This window comes from Chryseobacterium ginsenosidimutans, assembly GCF_024807225.1.
In the GTDB taxonomy this organism is placed as follows: domain Bacteria; phylum Bacteroidota; class Bacteroidia; order Flavobacteriales; family Weeksellaceae; genus Chryseobacterium; species Chryseobacterium ginsenosidimutans.
On sequence record NZ_JANUCO010000001.1, the window covers coordinates 3466307 to 3481659 of the forward strand.

Here is a 15353-nt window from a genome sequence, read left to right on the forward strand (position 1 = left end):
ATTTTTTATGAAAAAAAACTTTTTACTACTCATCATTTTGTTTGCTTTTTATTCTGTCAAGGCTCAAAATGAAAATGGAAATGATGCAAATCCTTATCAGAAAAACAATGAAATTAGGCTAAATTTAATCGCGCCATTAGCCGGTGCTGTGGAAGTAAATTTTGAACGGTATCTCAACAAAAATTCATCACTGGGAATCTCTGCATTTTTTGTTTATGATAATACAGAAAATGAGGATCTGAATTACTACATCTCCCCCTATTACAGATATTATTTTGGAAAAAAATATGCTTCCGGTTTCTTTGTAGAAGGGTTCGGAATGTTTACTTCTATTGATGGAAAAAAAATATATTCAGCAGACCAACTGACATTTACTGAAAATAAAGATGTTTATGATGCTGCACTGGGAGCTGGTCTTGGTTATAAACTGGTCACCAAAAAAGGATTTGTTTTTGAAGCCCACGCAGCCTACGGAAGACTTTTGTTCAATGCAGACAAAACAGATCATGATATTGTTGCCAAATATGGATTGAGTATGGGTTACCGATTTTAATATCAACTCTATCTAAAAACTGAATAATGAATAAAATCCTGACGAGAGTTGGGATTTGTATTTGTAAATGTTTAGAAATAGATAGAAATTTATGCTATTTGGGTTCTCAAGATTATAATTTGAGGCAAAACATAAATAAATGTTGATTATTTGAGTAATAATATTTTTCCAGCTATCAAAGTAATATAAGACTTGTTTAAGCTTTTATTTTGACCCAAAAAGTCACAAAAGAATAACACATAAGATATTTTAAGATGATCATTGAACTACCAATAAGAACACATTAGTTTAAAAAAAATCAAAGATTTTTATTTTTTTGTAATTTCTGTTTTTTTTAAATAGCGGTTAATTTTCAATTGTTTAAACAGCTTTATAACACAAAACCCACAATCAGAAGATTTTTGTCCTCCAACTGTGGGTTTTATGCTAAATTAAATTACCGTGAGAAGTTTTAATTTGTTGGAGTACATTTTTTAATTCCTTTTCTCCGAGGAAAATCTTTGAGGTTTCTTTACCAAATAAAATCACACGGTTGTTGCTTTTCTGCAATTATTCTTAATGATTTTGTCACATACAATCTAAGGAAACAACCGGGCTCAATATTATATATGATTTTGCCTTGTATTTTAACTGCCATCATATTGCCAGACTGGTCAAAATTATAAATAACAATCTGTTGTTTATAGTAAACTTTTTTAAAATCAACAACCATTTTAACCTGTTCCCCAATAATATGGATAAGTCTATTTCTATCGTCTACATTAAGATAGCCAGAAGGATCGATCTCATATTCGTGCGGATCTAATCTAATTGCATACTCAGATTCATCATTAACAATCTCATCATTTAAAGTCGCTAAGTTACCATTAGGAATAAATATTGTATTTGGTTTTTCATCCTCTGATTTAAAATTTTGACTGGCTTTTACAGATCCCTCTACTGTTAACTTATCATTCTTATTAGCTTCCCTCCCCATTCCGAAGAGTTTTGTATTAAAATTGAAGTTTAACCCATCAAAGGTGCCGTAAATGGAACCATACTTATAATAATCATTTTGTTTACCTGAAACAAATCTTTCATAATGATTATCAATCATACCAGAATCTCCTCCGTAATAATCATCTACAAGCATTAATCCTACGCCTGTATTGTAAGTAAACTCTTGGTTTACTATAATACCATTGGTCAAATTATTCCAAGCGTTAATATTAGCCTGGCTGAAATCCTGAGTAGTCCATACCTTTTGCCATGCAGACCAAGCGCCTCCGGACATGACTCTCTGGTAAGTCATATTTGCAGTATTACCCGATCCGTAAGTAGTGACCGTTTGTTTAACCCAAGTAGAATCATGTGCCTCAACAATAACAAAAAACCACCCGTTATTAGGCGCATGCCCTAAGCCGGAACCTCTATAAAATCCTGTATTTTTACTCTCATTAAGATCTTGCCCGGAAATAATGACAGAATATCCATCCGGAGCATCTACATAATTCTGACCTACCCAAGCCATGGTAGCATAGTTACCCAATTGGGTATTGAAAGTAGATTGTGTTACGAAAACTTCTTTTATTCTAGAAAACACGGAACTATTTACTTCATAAATTTCAGCAAAAGCTAAATAGAATTCCAGTGCAGTATTTGAACCCTCAACATATACATGACCTCCATTTCCAAAACTAGTTCCAGTTCCGCACATAACTGCTCTCACATAAGTTTCCCATTTTCCAGTTCCTGCTTTTGATGTTAACCAAGTGATAGAAGCATTATCTCCCATGTAGTTTTCAGCATTATTAAATGAATATCCTACAGGAAGTTTAGCCATAAACTTTTGAATAAATACAGCATTAGATCTGGCATTGAAACCTAATATAAATCCACCTAAACCAGGAGTAGCTCCATTACCATTGTAATTGAATCTTAATTGTATTCCTGATCTATTCGGAAGATTAGAGGCAGCTTCTCTGGTCATCGTTACAGTACCGTTACCATAGTTATTATAAACTCCTATTCCATTAGTTCCCTCCCTAAATTCTTCATCTCCATATAAAGGATAAGCTCCTTGTAATGCAAGATTAAGTAAAGAGAACGGACCCATCTGTGGATTAGTAACAGATGATCTATCCCATCCGGAATAAATAGTATTCTGAGGACCCATAGTTTTAGTAGAATCTAGGGTTTGCCCTGAATATCTATCAATATATTCTTTACTATCTAAAGAACCGTCAGCTTTTAAAAAGTGGGCGGCTGTACCGCCCGTCACTTTATAGCCTTTTGAGGTATTATAATATGCGTATTTTACGTCCATTTCTAAATATCTTTACGGGTTACTGTTATGGATACAGTATTAGGTAAAGCAGAATCAAATTCAATATCTATTTTATTAGGATCGGTTAATTTTATCCTGCCCTCGATTTTGTAAAATGTTACCGTATCATACATTGCAACATCAATATTTCTAGTCCCTAAGTTGTGTGCTATACTTGCAGTTCCGGAAATAGCAGTAGTGTATGATTTTACAATATTACTTCCTGCAATCACCCTACCTTTAGCATCAACTGTAACTTCATCATAAGTTCCGGCAGTTACTCCTGTTGCAGCTAATGTCAACGCTGAGGTAGCATTTGCCGAACCGTCAAAGGTTGTTGTCCACGCAGCGTCACCTGTAGCAGAAATTGTTCTCGATGTTGTTAATTTTGCAGCTGATCCTGTTGTATTGATTGCTGCAGTCCCTGTTAGTAATGTCGCAGGAACAGCCGTAATAGGAACTGCTACATTTCCAGAACCGTCAATGGTTTGTGCTGTTGCCGTAACTCCGGAAAGCGTAATCGTTCTCGCTGTAGTCCATTTTGTAGCAGAAAGAACATTTTTCGATACATCTGCCGTATTATCGACATTGCTTAAGCCAACATGAGATTTATTTAAGACAACAACACCCGTTAATCCATTTACAGAATCTACAGCTCCAGAGGTGATGTAAACGAACGTTGTCCCCGTCCATCGGTAAGTTTTGTTAGTATCAAGAGATACATAAATTTTACCAGTTTCTCCAGCGATGAGGTTGGTATATGCCGCTTCTTTGTAAAACTTTCCATCAGCAGCTTTATAATATCCCTCCAAAACATCATCCACATAAGATGGCAATTGAGATGCAGAAACCTGTCCGGCTGCATCAAGCATAGCAACTCCATTTGCTGCACCTTTTTGCGATAACGGAATATAATTAGCCAAATCCGTTGAGGTAGGCATAGAGCCCAGATTCACAGTTATTCCGTTAGCTGTCTGTGTAATTCCCGTAACCACATTTCCTGTACCTGAAGTAGTGACGGGTAGAGAAAAGCTAGTTTCCCGTCAATGTCAAACCGTTACCCGCACTGTAAGTTGTATCTGTAGAGGCTAAGGTAATTGTATTCCCGGTTTGATTAATCGTCACATTAGAACCTGCTGCAAGGGTAACATCTCCGGAAACTAAGGAACCGGATGCACCACCTTTCAGACGGGTAATTGTGTCCGGCGTTGTAAATGATCTGTTTGCCGACAAATCATAAGTCGTACCGTTAATTGTTAAAGTTCGTGTTTTTGGCACATAATCTAACGGATTTAAATTTCCATCATGCCAAAAAGAATTGATTGATCTCGTGCCACCGCCGGCCGTTAAAATATCATTGTCTGTTTTCCCTTCAATTTTGTATCCAACAGAGCTTCGATAATAAGCGTATTTAATGTCCATAATTATATTTTTTTAATTGTTATCTGAATTATATTTGGTGGTATTGAATCAAAGAGCACTTCAATAGTATTAGTGTCTATTCTTCTTACCTTAAGGGGTATTGTAAACATGGTAACTGTGTCGTAAGCATCAATTACAAAGCTTAATGTATCAAGATCATGTTTTATCCTAGAGTCACCCCTCACTCTCTCTTCATATTTATTTTTTTCGGAGCTGGTTGCGTCTTCGATATTTTTAATCTTATCATACACCAAATCATTAAACTGATTTTGATAAGTGATCGCGCCCCAGTTTGAATAACTTCCGATAAGGTTGATTTTATCATCTGAACTGTTTCGGATAATATCCTCTTTAAGCAATTCTATCTGCCTCTTGTTTTCTTTGATATAGTCTGCGATTTCCTGAAGTTCATCTAAAGACAGATCATTGGATAATAGTATTTTTTTTATATTTTCTATCTCCAAGGAAAATGATTGAAAAATTTCTTCAAACCCTTCAATATTTTCTATAGGGATTGAATCATCTTTGTGATAGAAAGATGAAAATGTTTCTTTAAACTGCGTTTCTGTGGGAAAATCTCCAGCTTCAAACCAACTGAAAATTATATGTAATGGTATACTCATTTGATGATTGAAAATTAGTTTTGATAAAATGGATAATTGAGGGAAAGGTTTTATATTATTTATAACCTGATTGCCCTAAATGGAATTCTATATTTTGAACGATTTTTGATCTCCCCTCTTTTATCATCCTATCTATTAGAGAATTACGTATGTGGTCATTGCCAAGAAAATCCTATGTTTTGTAATTTTATTTCCTATCAACAATATCACTTAGGTTTTTTATAATACTTTCTTAGTATAATATTTTTTGTATTTTATCTATATGTAATTACTGCTGTGGAAGGAATTCCTGCATTACTTAAATCTAATCCTGAAGAGGCAGAAACTGTTTGAAGTGATGGAATATTAAATGCTTCTTGCCCAACAGTTTGTACAGAGTTGGGGATGTACAAGTTATGTAATAATTTAGCTCTCAGACATTTAAAAGCGTAATCACCTATAGTTATTAATCCTTCGTTTAAAATAATCTCTTCTAAAGAACTTGTTGAAGCAAATATTATATCTCCCTGATCTACAAAAGCACCAGTCTCGATAGTTTTTAAAGTTGAAGGAGTTTTAATTTTTTTTACATTTTGTCCCTGAAATACATATCCTCCAATTTCTTCAAGACCTTCATTAAAACTGGCTTCATTGATTTGATAAGTCACCCCAGTAAATTGAAATGCTCCTTGCTTAATTTTTTTTACATCTTTTGGTGTAGAAATAGATAAACCATGTCCTATAAGAATCCCGTCAGTAACTAAAGGAATCACCCTTTCTACAACTTCCTCTTTATGCCAATAAGAATCCATCCATTGCCAGAATTGCTCCTGTGTCGGTTTATCTCCTTTTTCAAAATAGAGTTTCAGTTCTTCTTTTGTTTTCATAAATCTTGTTTTGGTTAATTATTAATTGTTTAAAGCTTTTCATCTGCTCCGATATTCTGCCTGTTTTTTCAGGCAGCTTCACAAAACTTTTCATCTTTCGCATTAAATTTCATTTTTCATTTTGTTTTGTTTGGGTATGATTTTTAAACACAGTTCTGGCTGTCCAACATTTTGTGAATGATGAATCCAAAGGAGTTTTATAAAATATTGAGAATTTTTTTGTGTTTTATTGATACTCCAAAAGTAATGTTGGAGAGTGACAGAACTTAATATTTTTAAAGTATTTCAGAAAAAATAATCGTTTTCTTAAAATTTATTTTCGCAAAATTCAGACAGGTTTATTTTTAATTCTATTTTACAAAAAACAAATCGGCTTCTGCTTTTCTTCTTTTTATCAAACCATTCAAAATTTTACCTCCAGCGGTTGTATATCTCGACGTAAACCAATCTTTAATGGTTTCGGGATCTGCCTTTTTATTGATTAAAGAAAATAGCGTGTCAGATCCTCCCGTATTGTACGTGTGCGATACAAGAGCGTCAAATTGATTTTGCGTAAGCGTCACTTTAATTTTACTGTTTACTATTTTTTCATATGTTGGTAAAACAGATGAAAATAATTCGGCACCTTTTTCTTTACTGATTGAAGCGTCCTTCAAGGTTACTTTTTTTCCACCGGGATAATAGGTGTTTCCGTAGCCTATTGTCGGAATTCCTGCAGAATCCAGATAAGGTTTGGAACTGAAACCTTCAAATGATAAGATTAAGTTTATTCCTTTTTGCGATGTTTTCATGCTTTAAAATATTTATAAGTGAAAAAGATGAGTATTAAAGTGATTCCAATAACGGTAAGGAAAATCCAAGCTGCGACTTCCAGTCCGGTTACTTTTATTTTTTTTGTCTCGTTAGAAACTTTCGAAGTTGATTCTTTGATTTCTTCTTTTAAAACAGTTTTCTGAGCTGAATCCTGAATAATCTTTGTCGATTCTTCTTTCGTAACCTCCGACTTTTTATGGTCAGTCTTTGCATAATGATTACTGATCGAGTATTCGGCGTTTCCCATAATGGAAATGCTTTGAATGGTATCGTTTCCCACAACATTATGAAAAACAAAAGGATTGGATAGATCAGATTTCCCTGTAATCAATACATCTCCGGAAATTTCATTTTTCTTTTCCTTCAATAATGTATCGGTTGATGTATTTTGAATTGATTCTAAGCTGTGTACACTCAAAGAATCCACTTTTACTTTCTCCGTTTCTTTTTTGTTTTCTTTGTGAGCGGTTGTAATTTTAGTCTTAGTTCGGCAACACAATATGAGACCACTGAATATGATCAGTAGCAGAATTTTTGCTTTCATCAGCTTTATTTTTGAAAATTATTTGGTTAGGAAGCCGGGAGTTTTAAGAAGGAAGTTATTAGGTTAGAAAAAATGTTCCCGACTTTTTTGATCTTTTTTTAAAAGGTAATTTCATTAGGTTTATAGCAACCTTAATAAGTTATAATAGTAACAAGAAACTTCAAACTTCCTCCCTCCATCTTCCAGCCTTTTATACATTGAATTTCAAATTTTTATGTAAATACTTTATCTTCCTTTACATATTCTTTTTTGATACTTTCCAATAACATCTCTGCACTTACTTTGTAATCAGGTTCTTTTGATGCAATTGTTTTTAAACTTATATCTTGTATTACGTTCATAATATTAGAACCTGTGAGTTCATATCGTTTCGCAATCTGTTCCAAATTAATATCTCCAAGCTGTAATTGTTGGGGCAAATTTTGTTGCCAAATACGCAAACGCTCCTCATGTTTTGGATTATTGAATTTTATGCAGCTATGAAAACGTCGCGTAAAGGCTTTGTCCATATTATTTTTAAAATTGGAAGCCAAAATAATAAGTCCTGAAAACGTTTCTATTCGCTGTAGCAAATAAGAAACTTCCTGATTGGCGTATTTATCATGAGCATCTTTTACATTGGTTCGTTTCCCGAAAATAGCATCTGCTTCATCAAAAAATAAAATCCAGTTTTTGTTTTCTGCTTTATCAAATAATTTCGCCAATTGCTTTTCCGTTTCTCCGATATACTTTGAGACCAACATGGAAACATCAACCCTGAAAACAGGACGTTTGGTATATTTCCCTAAAAGACTGGCTGCAAGAGTTTTTCCGGTTCCCGGTTCTCCGTAAAACAACACCCTGAAACCCGGTTTAAGTTTTTTCTGCATACCCCAATCTTCCATAAGAACCTTGCTGCTGTTGTACCAGTCTTCAATACTTTGAAGTTCGTTTAACGTGATTTCAGGAAGGATTAAATCACTCCAAGATCGAGCGGTATGTAATAATTCTGCCGGAAAATCATTGCTCATTTTCGGCAATAATTCTGATCCGAAAATTATCGTATTAAAAGCTTCCTGATGAACAGTTATTTGGCTATTCATCGGCGTATTCTCGTGAGCTGAACTTGAAAAAACAATGAGTTCTTCTTTAATTAAAACAGAATTGGGATCGAAATAATCCAGTGCTTTCAGTCGTTCTGAAATACTATCGCCGCCTAAAATATACTGAAGAGCCTGAATTGTAGGATAAAAGAGCCTGCCGTTATCATTGGTTGAACACAAATCAAACAACACATTATTGGGAAACTCTAAATAAATGCGTTTCAGCAACGATGGATCCAATCGTGGTGATAAAGCCATTAAAAGAATTACAACTTCCTGATGGGCAAGCTCTTTCCCTGAAATATAGTCTCCTAATTGAAAACCTTCATGGTCATTAGTTTTAAATTCCGGGGCTCCTACATTAAAATGTTCTGAAGAATTGTTAATACGCCATGTAATAACCTCTTCTAAATGAGTAAATAATTTTTGTATTTGTTTTGCTTCCATTGGTTTTTTTAGTCTTTTTGTTTTTGAAATTCAAAATTTACTCTTCTTAATCTCTTCTGCTATTGTTTGTTTCCTGCTTTTTTTCGTGCAGTAATTATTTCTTTTCTGATTTTTAAAACTTTTAAACATCGGCTAATTGCCACTAAAAGTAAATGTAACTTATAGTCGAAAGTCTTACCTAACCGCCGTAGCAGCTATTTTTAGAAAGTCTTTCTCTTACCGGAATTCCTACTTTGTAAAGAATCAATCTTCCGCTTTCACGGAATCATTATCAACTCTCGAAAGAAAAATAATAGATCTGATAACCCATCATTCTGCTTCTTGGATGAGATTCTAATGCTTTCACATCAAAAAATTCCAATATTTCAAGAGCAAAAGGCTTCCCTTTTAAGCGCATCTTACTCGATTGAATTAAAATATTGCCTCTACATCTTTACGATGTTTCTACTCTATTTTAATAAACCTCAACCGAAAAGTTGCTCACAAATCACTATAAATAACTTTTGCCACATCTCATTTTCCATTGGTTTCTTAGTTTTTATTTTTGAATTTTTAAAATTTACTCTTCTTTATCTCTTCTAGAGCGTGTTTAAAATTTTCTTACAAAGATTTTTTAACATTAAGAGCCTGTTTAAATTTTATATTATAAATTTTGTAACCTGTTTTAAAATATATTTTTTTGAAAGTGAAAGTTTTTACATTGAAAGACTTAAGATCTTTTTAAACAGAATCTATTATTCTTTTTAACGCAAAGATTCTATTTACATTACGCATTATTTTAGAAGGCAAAGGCAAATAAAATTTGCTTCGCGAAGCGTGAAAACAACGCTTCATCAAATCAACTTGTTGATTCATCTTTGCTCACTTTATACTAGGTACTATTGAATAAATCTTTGCGTTAAAAAAATCAGCAGTAAATTTTAAAATGTTTGAATCAAATTTAAACAGACTCTAAGAAGTTAAGATTTTAAGGATTTATGCTTAAGAAGCTTAAAAAAAATCAATTTATTGATTTCTCAATTCTTAGTAATAAGCAGAATCCTTAAATTCTTAATGTTTAAATAAAGAATAAACTTCGTTTATTTTAGATTAAGAAAATTTAGATGATAAAATTTAAACAGGCTCTTAGATAAATTTGTTTTCTGCTTTTTCTAATGCAGCAATTATTTTTTTGGATGTATTTACTTTTTACATCTATCCATTTGTCACTAAAAATAAACCTCAACCGAAAAGCTGTTCACATAAGAAGGTCTTACCTAAACTGCCGCAGCAGCTGTTTTAGAAAATCCTTCTCTGACTGGGATCCTACTTTTTAAAGAATCAATACTCCGCTTTCACGAAAATAGTATCTGCTCTTGAAAAAAAATAACAGTTCAGCCATAAGCCATTATTCTGTTCTTGGATGAGATTCTCATGCTCGCACATCAGAAAATTCCAATATTTCAAGAGCAAAAGGTTTCCTGTTACAGAACATCTTACTCGATTGCGATTATTTATTTTTTATTAATTAATAATATAATTGATTAAATCTTGCTCGTGTCTTGATCCCAAAATAATTTTTATATCAACGGGATGCGATTTGACTTTTATGCCATTAATATCAATTTCTAAAAACATCTGAATAAGAGAAAATGGTTTTCTATGAAAAATTGAATATTTAAATGAACCCGGTCTGTTAAATGTACCCGATGGATAAAACTCTTTATAATCTTCATTAGGTCTGAAATAGTTAATAGGATTAATGTCTATCACCATTTCATTAGCCGTTACAGGATATTCGGATTGTCTGCCCCAAGATTCTGCATCCAATGGAAGCTCCTGGTAAAAACCGGCTTTTTTTAAATAGCCACTTTTAAGTTTTTTCTTCTGTTTGTAACGTTTTATAATGATCTTCGGCTGATATTTTTCGATTTCTAATTCGTTTGACAATTTTACGTTTAAACATTTATACCCTACAGATCTACTTAGAACATGTTTGTAATATTCTATTTCCTCTGGTAAATTTTCGGCTTCATCTTCTATGTTTATATGCCCTCTACTGGATTTTTCCATATCTTCAGCGACATAGAAATGATAGTATTTTTTCTTACTCGTTCCTGTTGCTTTTACATCCAGTCCAAAATTAAACTCGCTTAGAAGCACATAACTGTCTATAAGTTCTGAAAATTGATTTTGGGTAGGGCGATCCCCTGTTTCAAAATAGGTTTTTAATTCTTCTCTTGTGGCTAATTTATTTTTTTCTTCCATAGTATTTTGATGTTTTTTTAATGCTGATGTTCTCCGTATAATTGCTTTTCCTAGATGAATTGTTATTGATGATTTAAAGTTCAAAATTCATCCTTTTTTTGTTCTTATAAAAGTTTTTCGTCCTTCCTAGTCTGTAGTTGCAGTAACTCTTATATTTTTGACAATCAAATAATTATTGATTTAATTTCAGAATTTAACCTCCTTTATCTTCTCTGATCAATTTTTATTTTCTGCTTTCTCTAAATGCAGTAATTAAGTATTTCTGATGTTTTAAACTTTTTGAAAAATCTAAAAATTTATCACTAAAAAATAAACCTCAACCGAAAAGCTGTTCACATTAGAAAGCCTTACGAAACTGCCGAAGCAGTTGTTGTTACAAGTCTTTCTCCTACCGGAATTCCTACTTTTTTCAAGAATCAATCTTTCGCTCTCACGGAATTGTTATCTGCTCTTGAAAGAAAAATAATAGATCTTACAACCGACTATTCTATTTCCTGGATGAGATTCTAATGATCGCGCATCAGAAAATTCCAATATTTCAAGAGTAAAAGGCTCCCCTTTTAAGAGCATCCTACTCGATTGAGGTTACATTTTTAGTAATTAATCATGTATTTTGAATTGCTTTTGGAATGCAATTATTAGTGATGATTTAAAGTTCAAAATTCGTTCTTTTTTTGCTCTTATAAAAGTTTTTTGCCCTTCCTAGTCTGTAGTTGCAGCAACTCTTATTTTTCATAGACATAAATTTCGATAATCCCGAATTCTCCTTCCACATCAACAGGAATATAATCTCTTTGGGTAACAATATTTAGATTTACCACATTATCATCAGACCTTACTGCCACACAATCTACCGGAGATGATTTATTAAAGGGTATATTTATTTTGCTATTGATCCAAACTCTGCCTTCGGGAAAAGCTTTTTCCAGCAATCCGGTATAGAATCCGACATCATTGCGTTTCCAGTCAATATTTCCAATTGTATTTTCTAATACGATAAATGTAGGTTCAAAGGATTTGTCATCTACCCGCAAGAGAGCCCTGTACATTTTATAATTCGTTCTGTGCTCCAGCAATTCTCTAATTCCTAAAGTCGATTGCCAGTTATAAACATTGTCATAATCCAAATTGGAAGCGTCTCTTTTTGCCAAATAACTAATATGCGAGTCCGATGACCACACATGGCTGTCTAATGTAGCTTTATCGGCTTTGTATTGAAGGTTGCTATTCAGATTATTAAATTCTCCCTGAAGACCTTCTACCATTCCGATCGTAATATTCGAAAGTCCGGTTGGAAGATAATTCCCTTTTTCTGTCTTTTCGCCGCCTTTAAACATAAACAGTGAAAAATTACCTCTTTCATCAGGAACAGCGATAAAATCGTTATTTTCAAATTTATATTTTGTGGAATTCGTGGCAAAGTCTGAAATATTTTTCTCTGCAGCTTCTATCAAGGTCGTTAAACCAAGAGCTTCTATTTTTTCTGCCAAAATCTTATTGTCACCATTCAAAAACTCACTCAAAAACATATATTTTGAATCACTTTGGTCTTTCGTATAAACGTTTCCAAAATTGTGACCATCATCAAAAGTCGCTAGATTACTTAGTAATTCTTTAACTCCTAAAGTTGTTTTCCAAGACTGAATATTTTCACTATTTAAATTAGATGCGTCTCTTTTTGCTAAATAATTAACATGGGGATCTGATGACAAAACATGGCTATCGAACGTACTTTTATCGGCTTTATATTGAAGATTAGTATTCAGACTGGTTAATCCGTCCTGAACAACTTGAATCTTATTCAATTCTCCCTGAAGACCTTCTACCATTCCGATCGTAATATTCGAAAGTCCGGTCGGCAAATAATTACCTTTTTCTGTCTTATTGCCGCCTTTAAACATAAACAATGAAAAATTACCTCTTTCATCAGGAACAGCGATAAAATCGTTATCTTCAAATTTATACGCTGCGGAATTCAATGCAAATTCTAAAATGTTTTTTTCTGAAGCTTGTATCAAGGTTGTTAAACCAAGAGCTTCTATTTTTTCTGCTAAAATCTTATTGTCGCCATTCAAAAACTCGCTCAAAAACATGTATTTTGAATCACTTTGGTCTTTCGTATAAACGTTTCCAAAATTATGACCGTCATCAAAAGTCGCTAAATTGCTTAGCAATTCTTTAACGCCCAAAGTATTTTTCCAGGATTGAATATTTTCACTATTTAGATTAGAGGCGTCTTTTTTTGCTAAATAATTAGTATGTGAATCTGATGATAAAACGTGGCTGTCAAGTGTAGCTTTATCGGCTTTATATTGAAGATTCGTATTCAGATTGATTAATCCGTCCTGAACAACTTGAATCTTATTCAATTCTCCCTGAAGTCCTTCTACCATTCCGATCGTAACATTTGAAATTCCTGTCGGCAGATAATTCCCTTTTTCTGTCTTTTCGCCGCCTTTAAACATATGCAAGGAGAAATTACCTCTTTCATCAGGAACAGCGATAAAATCATTATCTTCAAATTTATACGCTGCGGAATTCAATGCAAAATCTAAAATACTCTTTTCTGAAGCTTGTATCAAGGTTGTTAAACCAAGAGCTTCTATTTTCTCTGCTAAAATCTTATGATCGCCATTCAAAAACTCACTCAAAAACATGTATTTGGAATCACTTTGGTCTTTCGTATAAACGTTTCCAAAATTGTGACCATCATCAAAAGTCGCTAGATTACTTAGCAATTCTTTAACTCCCAAAGTTGTTTTCCAGGACTGAATATTTTCACTGTTTAAATTAGAGGCGTCTTTTTTTGCTAAATAATTAGTATGTGATTCCGCGTTTGAAACATGGGTATCAAAAATATTTTTGTCGGCTTTATATTGAAGATTGGTATTCAGATTGGTTAATCCATCCTGAACAACTTGAATCTTATTCAATTCTCCCTGAAGTCCTTCTACCATTCCGATCGTAACATTGGAAATTCCTGTCGGCAGATAATTTCCTTTTTCTGTTTTTTCGCCGCCTTTAAACATATGCAATGAAAAATTACCTCTTTCATCAGGAACAGCGATAAAATCGTTATCTTCAAATTTATACGCTGCGGAATTCAATGCAAAGTCTGAGATGTTCTTTTCTGAAGCTTGTATCAAAGTTGTTAAACCAAGAGCTTCTATTTTCTCTGCTAAAATCTTATTGTCGCCATTCAAAAACTCATTCAAAAACATATATTTTGAATCACTTTGGTCTTTCGTATAAACGTTTCCAAAATTGTGACCATCATCAAAAGTGGCTAGATTGCTTAGTAATTCTTTAACGCCTAAAGTATTTTTCCAGGATTGGACATTTTCACTGTTTAGATTAGAGGCGTCTTTTTTTGCTAAATAATTAGTATGCGAGTCCGGGTTTGAAACATGGCTGTCGAACGTAGTTTTATCGGCTTTATATTGAAGATTCGTATTCAGATTAATTAATCCGTCCTGAACAACTTGAATTTTATTCAATTCTCCCTGAAGACCTTCTACCATTCCGATTGTAACATTGGAAATTCCTGTCGGCAGATAATTCCCTTTTTCTGTCTTTTCGCCGCCTTTAAACATATGCAAGGAGAAATTACCTCTTTCATCCGGAACAGCGATAAAATCGTTATTCTCAAATTTATATTTTGTGGAATTCAATGCAAAGTCTGAAATATTTTTCTCTGCAGCTTCTATCAAGGTCGTTAAACCCAGAGCTTCTATTTTTTCTGCTAAAATCTTATGATCGTCATTCAAAAACTCATTCAAAAACATATATTTTGAATCACTTTGGTCTTTCGTATAAACGTTGCCAGAATTGTGACCATCATCAAAAGTCGCTAAATTGCTAAGCAATTCTTTAACTCCCAAAGTTGTTTTCCAGGATTGAACATTTTCACTGTTTAGATTGGAAGCATCTCTTTTAGCTAAATAATTAACATGAGAATCTGCTGACAAAACGTGACTATCAAACGTACTTTTATCGGCTTTATATTGAAGGTTCGTATTCAGATTGGTTAATCCGTCCTGAACAACTTGAATCTTACCATCACTCTGATTTTTTGTATAAACGTTCCCAGTATTCGTACCATCATCAAAAGTAGCTAAATTGCTTAGTAATTCTTTAACTCCCAAAGTTGTTTTCCAGGACTGAATATTTTCACTGTTTAGATTAGATGCGTCTTTTTTTGCTAAATAATTACTATGAGAATCCGGGTTTGAAACATGGGTGTCAAAAATATTTTTGTCTGCTTTATTCTGTAATAAACTATCTAATCCGGTAATTTTATTGGTAGGAATAGATTCGTCTCTATGCCAGAATGAGGACCATGAATCCTGAAACTGTTCCTGAGTTGGAAAATCACCGGATTCGAAGTAGCTGTATATCGTATTTAATGGTATTGACATGAGTTTTATTGATTTTTGTTTTAGAATTATAGA

Annotated in this window: 11 protein-coding genes; 1 reads left to right on the forward strand and 10 read right to left on the reverse strand. The window is 33.3% G+C overall.

Going from position 1 to position 15353, the window contains the following annotated elements; all coding sequences use genetic code 11:
- The first annotated feature begins 7 nt into the window (after positions 1 to 7).
- Complete coding sequence (locus J3D55_RS16295) at positions 8 to 553, forward strand: DUF3575 domain-containing protein (RefSeq protein ID WP_259132549.1); 546 nt, start codon at positions 8 to 10, stop codon at positions 551 to 553.
- Between the two features lie 511 nt (positions 554 to 1064).
- Here J3D55_RS16295 and J3D55_RS16300 read toward each other — a convergent pair.
- From J3D55_RS16300 to J3D55_RS16345, 10 genes are all read right to left on the reverse strand, one after another.
- Positions 1065 to 2858 (reverse strand): pyocin knob domain-containing protein, encoded by a 1794-nt coding sequence (locus J3D55_RS16300; RefSeq protein WP_259132550.1) that lies wholly within the window; start codon positions 2856 to 2858, stop codon positions 1065 to 1067.
- Between the two features lie 2 nt (positions 2859 to 2860).
- The gene (locus J3D55_RS16305) at positions 2861 to 3799 is read right to left on the reverse strand and encodes a hypothetical protein (RefSeq protein ID WP_259132551.1); all 939 of its coding nucleotides are present in this window, start codon (positions 3797 to 3799) and stop codon (positions 2861 to 2863) included.
- A 91-nt stretch (positions 3800 to 3890) separates the two neighbouring features.
- The gene (locus J3D55_RS16310) at positions 3891 to 4280 is read right to left on the reverse strand and encodes a hypothetical protein (protein WP_259132552.1); all 390 of its coding nucleotides are present in this window, start codon (positions 4278 to 4280) and stop codon (positions 3891 to 3893) included.
- Between the two features lie 2 nt (positions 4281 to 4282).
- Positions 4283 to 4903 (reverse strand): hypothetical protein, encoded by a 621-nt coding sequence (locus J3D55_RS16315; RefSeq protein ID WP_259132553.1) that lies wholly within the window; start codon positions 4901 to 4903, stop codon positions 4283 to 4285.
- 254 nt (positions 4904 to 5157) lie between these two features.
- Positions 5158 to 5769, reverse strand: a complete 612-nt coding sequence (locus J3D55_RS16320; protein WP_259132554.1) for a leucine-rich repeat domain-containing protein — start codon at positions 5767 to 5769, stop codon at positions 5158 to 5160.
- Between the two features lie 350 nt (positions 5770 to 6119).
- Positions 6120 to 6560 (reverse strand): lysozyme, encoded by a 441-nt coding sequence (locus J3D55_RS16325; protein ID WP_259132555.1) that lies wholly within the window; start codon positions 6558 to 6560, stop codon positions 6120 to 6122.
- On the reverse strand, positions 6557 to 7126 hold the full coding sequence (locus J3D55_RS16330; RefSeq protein WP_259132556.1) for a hypothetical protein: 570 nt from the start codon (positions 7124 to 7126) through the stop codon (positions 6557 to 6559). Before J3D55_RS16330 ends, J3D55_RS16325 begins: the two co-directional genes overlap by 4 nt.
- A 212-nt stretch (positions 7127 to 7338) precedes the next feature.
- On the reverse strand, positions 7339 to 8655 hold the full coding sequence (locus J3D55_RS16335) for an ATP-binding protein (RefSeq protein WP_259132557.1): 1317 nt from the start codon (positions 8653 to 8655) through the stop codon (positions 7339 to 7341).
- Positions 8656 to 10158: 1503 nt separating this feature from the next.
- Positions 10159 to 10902, reverse strand: a complete 744-nt coding sequence (locus J3D55_RS16340; protein WP_259132558.1) for a hypothetical protein — start codon at positions 10900 to 10902, stop codon at positions 10159 to 10161.
- Between the two features lie 725 nt (positions 10903 to 11627).
- A complete protein-coding gene (locus J3D55_RS16345) occupies positions 11628 to 15320 on the reverse strand; it encodes a hypothetical protein (RefSeq protein WP_259132559.1) in 3693 nt (1230 codons plus the stop codon).
- Between the last annotated feature and the right edge of the window lie 33 nt (positions 15321 to 15353).

Coding starts and splice junctions, on each gene's coding strand:
- J3D55_RS16295 (WP_259132549.1), top strand. CDS start 8: ATGAAAAAAAACTTTTTACTACTCATCATTTTGTTTGCTTTTTATTCT.
- J3D55_RS16300 (WP_259132550.1), bottom strand. CDS start 2,858: ATGGACGTAAAATACGCATATTATAATACCTCAAAAGGCTATAAAGTG.
- J3D55_RS16305 (WP_259132551.1), bottom strand. CDS start 3,799: ATGCCTACCTCAACGGATTTGGCTAATTATATTCCGTTATCGCAAAAA.
- J3D55_RS16310 (WP_259132552.1), bottom strand. CDS start 4,280: ATGGACATTAAATACGCTTATTATCGAAGCTCTGTTGGATACAAAATT.
- J3D55_RS16315 (WP_259132553.1), bottom strand. CDS start 4,903: ATGAGTATACCATTACATATAATTTTCAGTTGGTTTGAAGCTGGAGAT.
- J3D55_RS16320 (WP_259132554.1), bottom strand. CDS start 5,769: ATGAAAACAAAAGAAGAACTGAAACTCTATTTTGAAAAAGGAGATAAA.
- J3D55_RS16325 (WP_259132555.1), bottom strand. CDS start 6,560: ATGAAAACATCGCAAAAAGGAATAAACTTAATCTTATCATTTGAAGGT.
- J3D55_RS16330 (WP_259132556.1), bottom strand. CDS start 7,126: ATGAAAGCAAAAATTCTGCTACTGATCATATTCAGTGGTCTCATATTG.
- J3D55_RS16335 (WP_259132557.1), bottom strand. CDS start 8,655: ATGGAAGCAAAACAAATACAAAAATTATTTACTCATTTAGAAGAGGTT.
- J3D55_RS16340 (WP_259132558.1), bottom strand. CDS start 10,902: ATGGAAGAAAAAAATAAATTAGCCACAAGAGAAGAATTAAAAACCTAT.
- J3D55_RS16345 (WP_259132559.1), bottom strand. CDS start 15,320: ATGTCAATACCATTAAATACGATATACAGCTACTTCGAATCCGGTGAT.